The sequence below is a fragment of the Rhizobium sp. CB3090 genome (assembly GCF_029714285.1).
Taxonomy (GTDB): Bacteria; Pseudomonadota; Alphaproteobacteria; order Rhizobiales; family Rhizobiaceae; genus Rhizobium.
Window position 1 is genome coordinate 1,678,500 of the sequence record NZ_CP121663.1, and the last position, 14,157, is coordinate 1,692,656.

Below are 14,157 nucleotides of genomic sequence, written 5' to 3' on the forward strand. Positions count from 1 at the left end.
CCGCGCCCGGGTCTTATATGGGGCAAGATCGCCTGGATGTGCGAACCGGCTGTTTCCGCGCCCACCGAACTGCAACAGCCGCCCTGCTCGCGGAGACCAGTTGCGTTCCCCAAAATATTAAGGATTTTCAGCTATTTCTACGATAGCTTGTGGAGACGCACGCCGGAGCGTGGAAACCCCTACAGGGGTTAGGAATAAGCATAGTGCCGTGGCGACCGGGTGACGGGCGCGCATGTTCAGGCTTGAACTAAAGGCGCCTGTGCCAGACCAACCTCGGGTTTCCAGTACTCGGCTTCTGCACTCTTACGCATCTTTGATCCTCTGATGCGGCTAGTCCGGTTCTCGACCGGCACACAGGTGGAGGGACGGTGTGCACGGAGGCTGACGGTATGCGGGAAGACTATCGGAGCCATCAGAGTGGCCATTTCGAGACCCCCTCGTTTTCCCCGGAACAGTGGCTCGACTCCCTGACGCCCGTCGCTGTTTGGCGACTCCTAATCCTCGGCTTGATCTGTATCGCAAGCTTGGATTGGCTTTTCCAAGCCAGCGGCATCCGTAATGTCGGCCCGCTCTATATGCTGCCAATATGTATCGCGTGCTGGCGTTTCGGTTTCAAAACTGGGATGAGCATAGCGGCCGCGGAAATCATATTGTGGCTAGTCACCTTACTAAGGGTTTCCGGTCATCTGGACGCGAGCGCGATTGTCGAGCTGGTAATGCTAGTTATTAAGTTCGGATGTGCGGCTGCAGTCGTGTCGCGCTTCCGCCAAAGCTTCGACCGCGAACGCCTCCTCGCCCGGCGAGATTGGATGACAGGAATTTTGAACAGGCAGGAGTTCCAACGTCAGGCTGAAGCAATGCTGGCATCGGCGACGACACGCAATCGGTCTTTGCTACTTGCCTATCTCGATCTCGACGGCTTCAAAGCCGTCAATGATCAGTTCGGACACCAAGCAGGAGACCGGCTCCTGCAATGCCTTGCAGAAGAGGGGAAGTCATTAATTGGCTCGGATGATTGTTTCGGACGGATGGGCGGCGACGAGTTTGCGGTGTTGATGGAGCTGTCAAAGGCAGAATGCGCCCTAGAAGTGGCTGAGCAATTGCATGCAGGATTCACGGCAGCATTGGAGAGCACTGGCCACAAGGTCACATGCAGCATGGGTGCAGTGGTCGCCCTCCCCGGCGACGGCGCTTCACTACACGAGCTGATGCGCCATGCTGATCAGCTCATGTATGCGGTGAAACGTAACACTAAAGCTGGCTTCAACTTGGCAGGCCATGCTCCTCCACTCGACTTTGAATCCTCATTGCCTCCAAGACCTCAGACATGCTCGCATCAATCCTGAGGAGGATTTAGGAGTTCATCACGAACGGTCGCCTATTCCGGCAGTTCGAGCGCTAGAGATGCTATGCGAGGTCGATCAACCCTTCCCCATTCGGTTTCCTCTTTCTCCCTCGGCTTGAATGCCGCGATTTTTGACGCTATATACCGTCAGAACAAGTGGCGCTCAGAAATGGAGGTGAGAACGATGGGTCTCGCCCAATATGCGGACGATGGGCTGTTCGCACCACGGAAAATCGCGGATGCCTTCCGCACGACCAGCGAAGAAATCGCTCGGACGGCCGGTTTGGGCAAGGATGCAATTCAGCGCAAGGACCGAATCCGCTCCGACAAGACCCAGCGGCGCTTGCGCGAAATGATCGAGGTCGTCAACAAGGTCGAACCGCGTTTCGGCTCGGCGCTGATGGCGTATGCGTGGTATCGTTCCGAGCCCTTGCCTGGCTTCTCCGGACAGACGGCCATGCAGTTGGTGCGCGACGGCCGTGCGGACGAGGTGCTCGACTATATTGACGCAGTCGACGCCGGGGTTCACGCGTAGTCCCGCTCGATGCGATATGAAGGAAAGCTCTACCGGGCACTGAATCCGATCTATTCCCGCCAGCCGCTCTCGGGCCGGGGAGCTGAACTTTATGGCGGCCGGTTCAATCCGAAGGGAATGCCGGCCCTCTATACGTCGCTATCGGTCCTGACGGCGCTGCGCGAGGCCAATCAGCTCGGCAGTTTGCAACCGATGACACTCGTCTCCTATGACGCAGCGTTCGAGCGGGTCTTCGATAGTCGTGACGAAGATGCACTCCAGGCGGAGGGAATGGACGCCATCGCGATTGCCGACGCCACATGGCGCGACCAGATGAAGGCAAGCGGCGAGGCGAAAACGCAGGGTTTTGCTCGGCGGCTCATCACCGCCGGCTATCACGGTCTGCTCGTCAGGGGCTTCGCCCCCGGTGCGACCAGGGACGATCTGAACCTGGTCCTTTGGATTTGGGGTGAGAGTGCTCCGGCGCGGCTGACCCTGATCGATGATGAAAATCGGCTGGGTCGACCCGAATAGACGCTGTGCTTGCCTGCGCCTGCGCCCCGGATTTGCCCATCAGAAATGTCGGCTGCTATATTCAAACAGCGCGCATCTTCTGCGGGGAGGCAGATATGTCCGGGAAAAAAGACCAAGTCCGCTCGAAAATCACCCCTGTCCGGGGGTATCGCCTTCGCTCGAAACATAGGCGGCAAGCCCGCGTCCTTGAACGAGCCAATCGCCAGGTCATCCAGATGGCCGCGGCCGTTATCATCCTATTCTTTGCCGCGATCATATTGCAGGCCTTGCTGACGTAACTCAGGTCAGTCGCGCAGAGATATGACCGCGCAGTCGTCACATTGTCAAACTTCAAGCATCCTGCGGTCCGGGCGGTGATCGCCACTGTCATCAGGGACCCCGCCTTTTCAAGGAAGCGCGTCAGCCTTCCCGTACAAACTTAAAGGCGAGGCATCCCGCCTTCAACATTCCCGTCTATGCCACCGGCAAGCCGCCTGGTTGGAAGCGACTTGCCGGTCGGCTGGATGAAGAATCGTGGCAACCATCTGCATTCGCTCCGGACGAAGGCTGATGGAACTCGATACTAATTTGCCGCAATTCTTCGAGCGAGAGCCATCACGTAGTCATCTGCGATATCAGCCAAGGTCAAAGCGACCTCCGATTCCTTCCAACCCGCAGCCATAGCCGTCAGCACGAATTCTCGAAATGCCTCGGCAAGTACCTCCTCGCGCTCGACGACGCGATATGGGTTGTTCGCAGCGTGTTGAGGGGCGCTGATTTGTATTGTCGGTCGTGTAGATTCCATTGATACGTCCCCCTGAAGGTTGATCAGTTGTAAAATTTCGTCCTGCACGTCTGTTTTTGCCTGCACTGCTATTATGCTTATTTTCTAAAAGATTAAGCGCGACCTGTCGTTAGCCACGCATCCCGAAATTTGCCGCAGCGTCCATTTCTGCAATTGCTAATCAGAGAATTTCGCAACCTTGCGCCAATTCAGTCAATCGATTGACTTATTTCAAAATAAGTTCATGATGGGAGCATGAGACAAAGAAATGATACAAAATCCGAGGCTGCACGCAGCGACATAACGCGTGAGAAACTGCTCGAAAATGCCCTCGACGTCTTCGGCCGATACGGCTTCGACGGTGCCTCGACGCGCAAGATTACAAACGCGGCCGGCGTGAACCTTCAGGCGATCGCGTACTATTTCGGTAGCAAGGAAGGGCTTTACATCGCGACGGCCGAATATCTCGCCGACATGATCGGCCAGCATGTCGGCGGCATGCGGCAACGAATTGCCGAGCAGATCGCCGCGCTCGATGCCGCGGGTACGCCGCTTGGCGAAGCGCAGGCGCGGCTCTTTCTGAACGAGATCGTCGGGACGATGGTCGTCCTTTTCGTCAGCAAGAAATCCGAAGCTTGGGCGCGTTTCATCATCCGCGAGCAGATGGAGCCGACGGCGGCCTTCGAACGGGTCTATTCCGGCATCATGGGGCCGATGATTGCCCTTGGGCGACGTCTGATCGGAGCAGTCATCGGCGATGATCCTGCATCGGAAAATGTGCGCCTGCGTTGCCTGTCTTTCGTTGGCAGTCTCATGGTTTTCAGAATGGCCAATGCGGCCGTGCTTGCTCAGATGGAATGGGATGCGATCGGCGAGAAGGAGATTGCCATTTTACAGCAGCATGCGCGCAGGCTTGTCGCCGCCCTCGGGCCGGCGAAAGGAGAAATATCGTGAACAGGATCATTCCGATTGCCGCCATTGTCATCATAGCCGCCGGCGCAGCCGCCTGGTGGTCAGACGCGCCGGCAAAGCTCGGCTGGAAATGGCAGGAGCAAAAGGAATTCGTACTCTACGGCAATGTCGACATCCGCCAGGTCTCGCTTGCATTTCGCGTCAACGGCAAGCTTAGCGAGGCTCTTGTCGACGAGGGTGATGTCGTCAAACGCGGCACGGTGCTCGCCCGGCTCGACGCGGAGCCCTATGACTATGCCGTCCGCTCGGCCGAAGCCAATGCCGCCGCATTGCGCGCCACGCTCGACAAGCTCAAGGCAGGCCCGCGGCCGACGGAAATCGCGCAGGCGCGCGCCTCTTATCAAGAGCAGCTTGCCGATCTGCAAAACGCCAATCTGGCCTATGATCGCGCCAGGCAGTTGCGGCCCTCGGGCAACATCTCCGAAGCCAATCTGGATCAGGCGACGGCGGCGCGAGCCATGGCGGCCGCGCGCGTGGATTCGGCCGATCAGGCATTGAAGCTGCTGGAAGAAGGCAGCCGCGCGGAAGATATCGCCGCAGCGGAAGCGCAGCTAAAGGCCGCCGAGGCCACCTTGGCGACGGCACGCACCTCGCTCAGCGATACCGAGCTGCGCGCGCCGAATGACGGCGTGATCCTCTCACGCGTACAGGAGCCCGGGGCGATCGTGGCGCCAAGCGATCCGGTCTTTGTGCTATCGCTGACCGAGCCTGTCTGGGTCCGTGGCTATGTCGCCGAGCCGGATCTCGGCCGGGTCCACCCCGGCATGAAGGTCAAAGCGACATCGGACACGAAGCCGGACGAAGCCTATGACGGCACGATCGGCTTCATTTCTCCCGTTGCCGAATTCACGCCGAAATCCGTAGAGACGCCTGAATTGCGCACGGACCTCGTCTATCGGCTGCGGGTCACCATCGACAAGCCCGGCCCCGACCTGCGCCAGGGCATGCCGGTAACGCTTCACTTTCCGACATCACAGGCGGCGGAAAAATGAGCAGCGCGGTCGACAGAACCGGCAGCGGCGAACTTGTCCGGCTCGAAGGAGTCACCAAACGGTTTGACGCGACAAAGCCGGCTCTGGACGCCATTACCGGTGCAATCCGTGGCGGCGAGATAACCGGCCTCGTCGGCCCTGATGGCGCCGGCAAGACGACGCTCATCCGCCTCATGACAGGGCTAATGTTGCCGGAAAATGGTACCGTGCAGGTTCTCGGCTTCGACACGCGCAACAATCCCGCCGCGATTCAAGCGGGAATCGGCTACATGCCGCAGCGCTTCGGTCTCTACGAGGACCTGTCGGTTCAGGAAAATCTTGATCTTTATGCCGATCTGCGCGGACTTCCCAGACAGGAAAGAGCTGCGACCTTCGACGAGCTGCTCACCTTTACCGACCTCAAGCGCTTCACCAGCCGCCTCGCCGGCAAGCTTTCCGGCGGCATGAAGCAGAAGCTCGGCCTTGCCTGCGCGCTTCTTAAGAAGCCAAAGCTGCTGTTGCTTGACGAGCCCAGCGTCGGCGTCGATCCCATTTCGCGGCGCGATCTCTGGAAGATGGTCGAAAACCTGACCGGGGAAGGCGTCGGTGTTGTCTGGTCGACCGCCTATCTCGACGAAGCCGAGGCCTGCAACCGCGTGTTCCTGCTCAACGAAGGCAAGCTGCTTTTTGCCGGCGAGCCGAAGGATATGACTGAGCGAGTCGCCGGCCGCGTTTTTCGGATCAGCGGCATTGCAGGCAGGCGTCGCCAGATGCTGACGAAACTCCTTGACGACGACGGCGTGGTCGACGGCGTCATTCAGGGAGAGGCGATAAGGCTGGTTACGGTCAAAGACAGAGAAAGCCAGTTTGCGGCGGCCGGCAATGCGGAAGTCAAGGCGGCGGGACCGCGTTTCGAGGATGCATTCATCGACATGCTGGGCGGCGGGCCCGGCGGGCGCTCGCAACTGGCCGAGACGCAGCGAAGCTTTGTCGTCGAAGGTGACAAGCCGGTGATCGAGGCGCACGCCTTGACCAAACGTTTCGGCGATTTCACCGCGGCCGACAATATCACCTTCGACATCCCGCGTGGACAGATCTTCGGACTGCTCGGCCCGAATGGCGCCGGCAAATCCACGACGTTCAAGATGCTCTGCGGCCTGTTGAAGCCGACGAACGGCGAAGGGCGGATCGCCGGTTTCGACCTGCGTCGCGACACCGCCGAGGCGCGCAATCGTCTCGGCTACATGGCGCAGAAATTCTCGCTCTACGGCGATCTCAGCGTTTCCCAGAATTTGCAATTCTTCGCAGGCGTCTATGGCCTGCGCGGCGCGCATAAGCGCGAGCGCGTCGACCTGATGACATCGATCTTCGATTTTCGCTCCCGGCTCTCCATGTCGGCGAAGGACCTGCCGCTTGGCCTGAAACAGAGGTTGGCGCTTGCCTGTGCGGTGATGCACGAGCCCGAGGTGCTCTTCCTCGACGAGCCGACGTCCGGCGTGGATCCGATCACACGGCGGGAATTCTGGACGCATATCAATGGGCTCGTCGAAAAGGGCGTCACAGTCCTCGTCACGACCCATTTCATGGACGAGGCAGAATATTGCGATCGCATTTCGCTGATCTATCGTGGGCGCTCGATCGCACTGGGCTCGCCTGACGAACTGAAGGCTGGGGTTGCCAATGCGGAAACCCCCGATCCGACCATGGAAGACGCCTTCATCGCTCTCATTCGGGCATCAGAGGAAAGGATGGCGGCATGATCTCCCCTTCTCCGGCCGCAACGGCTTCCCCGCGGCGCGAGCGCGTCCGTCGCCTCGCCGCATTGGTGCGCAAGGAAAGCTTCCAGGTCATGCGCGATCCAAGCAGCATCCTGATTGCGTTCGTGCTTCCGATAATCCTGCTCTTCCTGTTCGGCTATGGTGTCTCGCTCGATACCAAGTTGACGCGCGTGGGCCTCGTCATGGAAGAGACGACACCGCTTACCAGCGACCTTGCCGCGAGCTTCCGGGCATCCCGCTATTTTTCAGTCGTCAGCGGCCGTGACCGCCGGCAATTCGAGGAAGACCTTGTTCTCTCGCACATCCGCGGCATCATCGTCATACCGGCCGACTTCACGGCAACCTATATGGCGGACAATCGCCCGCAAATTCAGGTCATCGTCGACGGCTCCGATCCCAATACCGCCAGTTTCGTGCAGAACTATGCCCAGGGCGCGGTCGCCAACTGGCAGCTACAGCGACAAGCGGAGATGATGAAGGGCAACCCGGCCATCACCGCCGAACAACGCTTCTGGTTCAATCCGGAGCTTACCAGCCGCTCCTTCCTCGTGCCCGGTTCCATCGCGATCGTCATGACGCTGGTGGGAACATTGCTGACATCGCTGGTGGTTGCACGCGAATGGGAACGCGGCACGATGGAAGCGATGATGGCAACACCGGTGACGGCGGCCGAGCTGCTTGCCGGCAAGCTGCTGCCCTATTTTCTGCTCGGCTTGACCTCGATGACAATCTGCGTCCTGCTCGCGGTCTTTCTCTTCGGCGTACCGTTCCGCGGCTCGGTGCTAGCGCTCTACTCCCTATCAGCCGTTTTCCTGATGCCCGCACTTGGCCAGGGCCTGCTGATCTCGGCCGCGACCAAGAACCAGTTTCTCGCCTCGCAGCTTGCACTGATCTCCGCCTTCCTGCCCGCTTTTCTGCTTTCTGGCTTCCTCTTCGAAATCAATTCGATGCCCACTGTCATTCAGTGGATCACCTTCATCGTCCCCGCCCGCTATCTTATTCCGAGCCTGCAGACGGTCTTTCTCGCCGGAGACATTTGGCCGATGTTCCTGCAGGCCATCGCCGTCATGTTTGCCATCGGCTGCATCTTCTTCCTGCTTGCCGCGCGCAGCACAAAAAAGAGGATCGCGTAAGATGTGGTGGTCGAGGCTGAAGGCCCTCATCATAAAAGAGCTGCTGGCGGTGATGCGCGACCCGAAGAGCCGCTTGATCTTGATCGGGCCGCCGATCGTACAGCTTCTGGTCTTTTCCTATGCGGCGACCCTGGAGGTGCGCAACGTCGATATTGCGCTGCTGAATCGCGACAGTGGCCATTGGGCACAGGAACTCGTCCAGCGCATCGAAGGTTCACCGACTTTCCGCAGTGTCGCGACGGTACAAAACCTCGCCGAAATGCGCGATGCGGTCGATCGCCAGCGCGCCACCGCCGCTCTCGTCATCGGCCCGGATTTCTCTCGCAATATCGAGGCAGGCAAGCCAGCCGATCTGCAGATCATCCTCGACGGCCGCCGTTCCAACGCCTCGCAGATCGTCGCCGGCTATCTCAACCAGATCGTGGCGACCCTTTCCGCCGAAACGCCCGCGGGGACGCGCGCGGCTGCAAAATCCGTCGCGGTCGTGGCGCGCAACTGGTTCAATCCCAATCTCATCTTTCAATGGTTCATGGTGCCGAACCTGATCGCCAGCATCGCGCTGCTCATCGGCCTGATCGTCACCGCGCTTTCCATTGCGCGCGAGCGGGAGCTCGGCACCTTCGACCAGCTCATGGTGTCACCCTTGCGCACCCACGAAATTCTGATCGGCAAGTTCATCCCGCCGATGATGATCGGCCTGTTTCACATGACGATCTATATCCTTGCCGCAATCTTCATCTTCGGCGTGCCGCTGCGAGGCTCGCTTCTCCTGCTCTACGGCAGTTCGCTCTTCTATCTCGCTTCCGTCGCAGGTCTCGGCCTGTTCATTTCGGCGCTTTCGACGACGCAACAGCAGGCAATCCTCGGCGCCTTCCTTTTTCTGGTCCCCGCCATGCTGCTTTCCGGCTTCGCCACGCCGATCGAGAATATGCCCGACTGGCTGCAGCCGCTGACCGTCATCAATCCGCTGCGCTATTTCCTGGTGATCGTCAAAGGCGTCTTTCTCAAGGACATTCCGCCTGCCGAGGTGTTCAATCAGACCTGGCCTCTCATGCTGATTGCGGCGCTAACCCTCAGCACCGCATCATGGCTGTTCCGCCGCAGGCTTGAGTAGGCTGTGGCATGCGACCTCATCGGTCTTTGCACCACGGCATCGGCCGCTCTTTGCAGACCACGCCGTTTGGCGATATTCATCGCCCAGGTTTTCAACCCCCGATCGTTTCTGTATCCGTGTTAGCATCGATTGAACTGCTTCGTAGAGCAGCGTTCGTGTCATTCTCGCCGCAATGCGAGATGTGCACACGCAGTTGCTGGTTCCGGCTGAAAACGACTTTCCTTCAACCGAGCATTGCAGCCATCAAGCAAGGAATTTGTAGCGTGGATCATAATGCGACGAGGGCCGTATAGGGAGCCACTCGGCGGGAATGAAGGGAGAATTGACCTTAACCTCAAACCCATGGAACCAGGCAGTCCACGCCATTGCGGTCTCCATCGAATCTTAAGCAAATCCGACGGAATCACAACTCACTGATTTCACTCAACTCTTTTCGGTCAGGCTCTGAGACGAGGGTGAATTCGGATCGCGAAACTGCAATTTTCAAGTTTTCAAGCAATAAAAATCGCTCTTGCAGCTCAGCACTAAACTCCGCCGTGTAGAATTTGAAGCTATCCCGACCACCTTCCTTGGCTTGATACATTGCAGCATCTGCATTCGCTATCAATGTGTCAGCATCTGTTCCGTCATTTGGATAGCTTGCAATGCCTATACTGCACGCGATTCTGTAGTCATATCCGTTTATTTCAACGGTTTCGGCCAACGCGTTTCGGATAGCACGTACTTTTTCCAGGATCGCATCCGTTTCTGGAGGTTGTTGAGTGAAAACAATGACGAATTCATCGCCCCCAAGGCGGACGACCATGTCCGTTGGAGCGACAAGTTTCTGCATCCTATCGGCAGCCGCTTTCAGGAGTTCGTCACCCGCATCGTGACCGAAGCTGTCATTGACAATCTTGAAATTATCGAGATCGACAAATACGACCGATACACCATGGCCCAACCGCTCGGCCTCAAGGAGCGCACGAGGCAAACGCTCCTGCAGTAGGGTGCGATTGGGCAGTCCGGTCAGTGCGTCATGGTGTGCCATGAAGCTGATACGCTCTTCAGCCAGCTTGCGCTCGATTGCGATGCCAGCAAGCCGGCCAACTGTCCTGACAAGATCCAGCTCCGTGACCGTGGGTTTGCGGGGAACTTCCGAATACAGCGCAAACGTCCCCAATACATTGTTTTGATGAGACAAGATCGGCATGGACCAGCATGAACGAAGTCCGTGCGCCAGCGGCATTTGACGGCATTCACTCCATAGGGGGTCATCTGCGATATCCGCAACGATCACCGTTTCCCGACGATAAACGGCAGTTCCACACGACCCTGCCTTTTCGCCGACGGAAATGCAGTCGAGAAGCTTCGTGAAACCAGCAGGCAAACTTGGTGCAGCGACGCATCGCAGGTGGCGCTTCGTGTCATCGACCAGCATGATCGAACAGAATATTCCCTGTGACAGGCTTTCCACCAGGCGTATTACATCTTCCAGCACCCGCTCCAATGGCGCGCCGGTTACGATCATTTCCAACACATGTGCTTGTCCGTCGCGCAGAAGGTCTGCCAGCTTACGCTCAGTAATATCCCTGGAGATCCCAACAAGCCCGAAGACTTCATTCCTATCGTTGCGCAACGGCACTTTTGTTGTCAGCAGCCACTTGCGTGCGCCAGACTTATCGATCCGCAATTCCTCGAGATCGAACAGCGGCTTCCCGGAACGCATGATCTCAAGTTCTTGTGCCCGGAATAAGCTTGCCATTTCGGGTGGATGCAGATCGAAATCCGTTCGGCCAAGAAGGTCCGAGGTGCTTTGAACGCCAAAGCGGTCGGAGAATGCGCTGTTGACCACAACGAACCGACTTTCAGTATCCTTAGCCCAGAAATAATCCGGTACCCAATCTATCATTGTTTGCAGTGAAATTTCCTGGCTGCCGATTACCCGTGTTGCTTTCAGCTCGGTGATATCTTCGTGGGTGGCAACCCAACCATTGTCAGGCAAGCGTTGATGACAGATTTGAACACGGCGGCCATCGTTGAGGTTAACTATTCGTACAGAAGGTCTGGTGGCCGAATTGACGGTTTCGTTGATGATCATGTAATGCTCGGCGTCCACCTGGGACGTCCCAGCTGCCGCGCGCCGGGCGATTATTTCGCTCAACGTTAACCCCGGAAGAACCTGCTCGGGATCAAGGCGATAGATTTCAGCATAACGTCGATTGCTGAAGATAAGCGTTTTCTCCGCACTGAACACACAAATCCCTTGCGGCATATTCTCGACCGCAATGTCACGGGCAGCGATTGCTCTCAGAGAATCGAAGGACATTGCGAAATTTTCGGGATGTTGTCCGGGAGATGACGCCAACAATCGCTTGAATGCATCGTGATACATGTCCATCTGACCGTCGTCACGGTCAAGGCGTGTTGCTGCACCCGTCTCTGTCATTATTTATTTTTCTATCCCATGTATTGCAAATATAACCTGTATTCGCGTTCAGAGGATGCATGTTCCATCTTAATTTGACGTGAAGCATTGCCGTAGTGATCGTGAGCGCTGCCGCTATTGGTAAATTACAGCAAGTGGCACGTGATCGACCCTGATTTGCTGCCTCGCGATGCGGTGAGATTGGCGGCCCTATAGATGCGTTCTTTCATCGGATCAATCGTCAACAAAACTCAAGAAGTTCGGCAGCTTCATCAGTTCGGTTTTTGACAAGGGCTTGCTATACAGGAACCCTTGCGCCGCTTCACATCCGTTCACTCTAAGAAACGCCGCCTGCTCAGGCGTCTCCACGCCTTCCGCCACCACGCTTTGCCCGAGGCAACGGGCGATGGAGAGGATGGCCTTGACAAGTTCAGCGCTTCGCTTGTCGCCACTGCTGATGAATGATCGATCGATTTTCAGCGTGTCAATAGGAAATCGGGCCAGGTAGTTTAGTGCGGAATAGCCGGTACCGAAATCGTCGATGGCGATTGAGATTCCCATCGCCCGAAGGGAACCAAGCGCGGCTAGCGTTTCGTACTGTTGATCCAGCAGAAGGCTTTCCGTGATTTCAATCTCGACCCATTCCGGGCGACAGCCGGTTTCATCGAGAATCTCCGTTACCATTTCGAGCAGATCAGATCGCTGGAATTGCCTGGACGAGACATTGATCGCCATTCTGCGAGACGCTGGGCTGTCGGCGTTCAGTTCTGCCGCGGTTCGACAGGCTTCGCGAAATACCCATCGACCCAGGTCCACGATTAAGCCCGTATCCTCGGCAATCGGAATAAACTGAGCCGGAGGAACCATGCCCAATTCTTGGTGATGCCATCGCAGGAGAGCCTCCGCGCCGACCATCATGCCGTTTTCGACGAGCACCTTCGGTTGGTAATGCACTTCGAGTTCGTCGCGCTCGATGGCCCGGCGCAGTTCCGATTCCAGCATCAGGCGGTGTTGTGCGTCTTCGGTGAGTTGCCTCGAATAGAATTGGAAGCCTCCTCGCCCAATACGTTTCGCCAAATACATTGCCGAGTCGGCATATTTGACGAGATCGTTTGTATCGGTGCTGTGGTCGGGATGGAGCGCTATTCCGATGCTGCATGAGACGAAGACCTCCCTGCCGTCCAGCAGGAAAGGTTCGTCGAACGTTTTGAGCATTTTAGTGGCGGTATCGGCCAATTCATTCGCATGCCGAATGTCTGATAGAAGGATGGCGAATTCGTCGCCGCTGAGACGCGCCACCGTGTCCTCGGTGCGTACGCATGCCTGGAAGCGCCCGGCAACCTGACAGAGCAGTTCATCGCCGACGGGGTGTCCCATCGTGTCGTTGACGGCTTTGAAATGGTCAATGTCCATCATCATGACGCCTATAAGTTGGCCCTGGAATGCCGCATCTGCTATCGTTTGCCGCAACCGGTCATAGAACAGCTCTCGGTTCGGCAAGTCGGTAAGCGGATCATAGAAGGCCATTCGGCGAATCTTTTCGCGAGACGTGTTCAACTCGGTAATGTCGCGGGCCACACCCAGGATACCAGTCGCCTGTCCATCGGCGGCAATGATTGGAACCTTTCGTGTTTCCAGAAGAATGCGTTGTCCACTGTCGTGGTGTGTAACCCATTCCTCGTTTACGACGGCGCTGCCGGCGGAAATCGCAGCTAGGTCTCGTTTGCGGAAAAAGGACGCGACGTTCACATCAAACAGATCCAGATCCGTCTTGCCGATAATCTCGGACTCCGACCTGCCAACCAGACACTCAAAGGCGTGGTTGCAAAGGAGATAAGCGCCATCCATATCCTTCAACCATACCATATCCGGTATGGTCTGGAGCACCGTGAGGAGGCGTGTTCGCGCTTCGTCAAGAGTATGCTCTCCTAGTTTCTGGTCAGTAACATCCCGCGACAGAACAAGAAACGTTTGGGAAGATGTTTCACTGCCCGCCTTCTTTGCAACATGGTGTTCGAACCATCGAGGTTCTCCGTTCTGTTGGATGATGCGAATAATGTGACGTTCGCTGACGCCCCTCTCATCAGCATTGCGGATGGCGCGCAGCGCCGCGGCGGCGTCTTCCGGTGGGAGGACGTCGTTTACGGTTTTGCCCAGCAATTGTTGTTTGGTTGCGGCCAGCAATTCGGGATACTTGGCCCATATTCGCAGATACCGCCCGCTTCGGTCCACCTCAAACAGAATGTCAGGGATCGTAGCGATGATTGCGTCCGCAAATTCATGCGCTTCGACGAGCGCCCGCAGCGAGCCGAACTCGGCCACCCCAGAAAGTTCGTTAGGCAAAGCGACTGAATCGCGAACTTCAACGGAGTCGTGTGATTGCCAGCTGACCTCGCGCAAGAGAGACGGCAACTTCATACAGATCCACCTGACGGCAACAACAGGACAGGAGGTGTCATACATCCAGTCGAACATTCATAGGAAAAACCGCGCGAATTCATTCGAGCGGAAATGAAAGCTCAGCAGTTCGGGGCTTGCCCAGTAAGCACAGTTCAGTTGGCGTGACGGACCTTAATAAAGTGCACCGTTGATCTCTGGCGACTAGGATATGTTGCGCAATTTGGAT

The 14,157-nt window shown here is 57.2% G+C and carries 12 protein-coding genes; 9 read left to right on the plus strand and 3 right to left on the minus strand.

Annotated features, from left to right (window positions below):
- Nucleotides 1–389: 389 nt before the first annotated feature.
- The 4 genes from QA646_RS26445 to QA646_RS26460 all read left to right on the plus strand — a co-directional run bounded on the left by QA646_RS26445 (nucleotide 390) and on the right by QA646_RS26460 (nucleotide 2,671).
- Nucleotides 390–1,346, plus strand: coding sequence for a GGDEF domain-containing protein (locus QA646_RS26445; protein ID WP_283059695.1), 957 nt, complete (start codon nucleotides 390–392; stop codon nucleotides 1,344–1,346).
- Nucleotides 1,347–1,529: 183 nt separating this feature from the next.
- On the plus strand, nucleotides 1,530–1,880 hold the full coding sequence (locus QA646_RS26450) for an MbcA/ParS/Xre antitoxin family protein (protein ID WP_283059696.1): 351 nt from the start codon (nucleotides 1,530–1,532) through the stop codon (nucleotides 1,878–1,880).
- A gap of 9 nt (nucleotides 1,881–1,889) precedes the next feature.
- Entirely contained in the window at nucleotides 1,890–2,393 is a 504-nt protein-coding gene (locus QA646_RS26455; RefSeq protein WP_283059697.1) for an RES domain-containing protein, read from the plus strand.
- Between the two features lie 95 nt (nucleotides 2,394–2,488).
- A complete protein-coding gene (locus tag QA646_RS26460) occupies nucleotides 2,489–2,671 on the plus strand; it encodes a hypothetical protein (RefSeq protein WP_283059698.1) in 183 nt (60 codons plus the stop codon).
- A 284-nt stretch (nucleotides 2,672–2,955) separates the two neighbouring features.
- On the opposite strand, the gene QA646_RS26465 is transcribed toward QA646_RS26460, so the two are convergent.
- The gene (locus tag QA646_RS26465; RefSeq protein WP_183940447.1) at nucleotides 2,956–3,177 is read right to left on the minus strand and encodes a hypothetical protein; all 222 of its coding nucleotides are present in this window, start codon (nucleotides 3,175–3,177) and stop codon (nucleotides 2,956–2,958) included.
- A gap of 234 nt (nucleotides 3,178–3,411) precedes the next feature.
- Between QA646_RS26465 and QA646_RS26470 the strand changes: the two genes are divergently transcribed.
- Genes QA646_RS26470 through QA646_RS26490 form a run of 5 tightly spaced genes read left to right on the plus strand, consistent with a single transcriptional unit; the run spans nucleotide 3,412 to nucleotide 9,124 of the window.
- On the plus strand, nucleotides 3,412–4,110 hold the full coding sequence (locus QA646_RS26470) for a CerR family C-terminal domain-containing protein (protein ID WP_283059699.1): 699 nt from the start codon (nucleotides 3,412–3,414) through the stop codon (nucleotides 4,108–4,110).
- On the plus strand, nucleotides 4,107–5,120 hold the full coding sequence (gene hlyD, locus QA646_RS26475; RefSeq protein WP_283059700.1) for a secretion protein HlyD: 1,014 nt from the start codon (nucleotides 4,107–4,109) through the stop codon (nucleotides 5,118–5,120). The genes QA646_RS26470 and hlyD overlap by 4 nt, the downstream gene beginning before the upstream one ends.
- Nucleotides 5,117–6,859, plus strand: a complete 1,743-nt coding sequence (locus QA646_RS26480) for an ATP-binding cassette domain-containing protein (protein ID WP_283059701.1) — start codon at nucleotides 5,117–5,119, stop codon at nucleotides 6,857–6,859. Before hlyD ends, QA646_RS26480 begins: the two co-directional genes overlap by 4 nt.
- Nucleotides 6,856–8,010 (plus strand): ABC transporter permease, encoded by a 1,155-nt coding sequence (locus tag QA646_RS26485; RefSeq protein ID WP_283059702.1) that lies wholly within the window; start codon nucleotides 6,856–6,858, stop codon nucleotides 8,008–8,010. Before QA646_RS26480 ends, QA646_RS26485 begins: the two co-directional genes overlap by 4 nt.
- A gap of 1 nt (nucleotide 8,011) precedes the next feature.
- A complete protein-coding gene (locus tag QA646_RS26490) occupies nucleotides 8,012–9,124 on the plus strand; it encodes an ABC transporter permease (RefSeq protein ID WP_283059703.1) in 1,113 nt (370 codons plus the stop codon).
- Between the two features lie 403 nt (nucleotides 9,125–9,527).
- Here the strand turns inward: QA646_RS26490 and QA646_RS26495 are convergent, their stop codons facing one another.
- On the minus strand, nucleotides 9,528–11,552 hold the full coding sequence (locus tag QA646_RS26495; protein ID WP_283059704.1) for a diguanylate cyclase: 2,025 nt from the start codon (nucleotides 11,550–11,552) through the stop codon (nucleotides 9,528–9,530).
- 213 nt (nucleotides 11,553–11,765) lie between these two features.
- Complete coding sequence (locus QA646_RS26500; protein WP_283059705.1) at nucleotides 11,766–13,949, minus strand: bifunctional diguanylate cyclase/phosphodiesterase; 2,184 nt, start codon at nucleotides 13,947–13,949, stop codon at nucleotides 11,766–11,768.
- Nucleotides 13,950–14,157: the final 208 nt, after the last annotated feature.

Bases quoted from the DNA above. Each gene is read 5' to 3' on its own strand.
- QA646_RS26445 (WP_283059695.1), top strand. From the start codon at position 390: ATGCGGGAAGACTATCGGAGCCATCAGAGTGGCCATTTCGAGACCCCC.
- QA646_RS26450 (WP_283059696.1), top strand. From the start codon at position 1,530: ATGGGTCTCGCCCAATATGCGGACGATGGGCTGTTCGCACCACGGAAA.
- QA646_RS26455 (WP_283059697.1), top strand. From the start codon at position 1,890: ATGCGATATGAAGGAAAGCTCTACCGGGCACTGAATCCGATCTATTCC.
- QA646_RS26460 (WP_283059698.1), top strand. From the start codon at position 2,489: ATGTCCGGGAAAAAAGACCAAGTCCGCTCGAAAATCACCCCTGTCCGG.
- QA646_RS26465 (WP_183940447.1), bottom strand. From the start codon at position 3,177: ATGGAATCTACACGACCGACAATACAAATCAGCGCCCCTCAACACGCT.
- QA646_RS26470 (WP_283059699.1), top strand. From the start codon at position 3,412: ATGAGACAAAGAAATGATACAAAATCCGAGGCTGCACGCAGCGACATA.
- QA646_RS26480 (WP_283059701.1), top strand. From the start codon at position 5,117: ATGAGCAGCGCGGTCGACAGAACCGGCAGCGGCGAACTTGTCCGGCTC.
- QA646_RS26485 (WP_283059702.1), top strand. From the start codon at position 6,856: ATGATCTCCCCTTCTCCGGCCGCAACGGCTTCCCCGCGGCGCGAGCGC.
- QA646_RS26490 (WP_283059703.1), top strand. From the start codon at position 8,012: ATGTGGTGGTCGAGGCTGAAGGCCCTCATCATAAAAGAGCTGCTGGCG.
- QA646_RS26495 (WP_283059704.1), bottom strand. From the start codon at position 11,552: ATGACAGAGACGGGTGCAGCAACACGCCTTGACCGTGACGACGGTCAG.
- QA646_RS26500 (WP_283059705.1), bottom strand. From the start codon at position 13,949: ATGAAGTTGCCGTCTCTCTTGCGCGAGGTCAGCTGGCAATCACACGAC.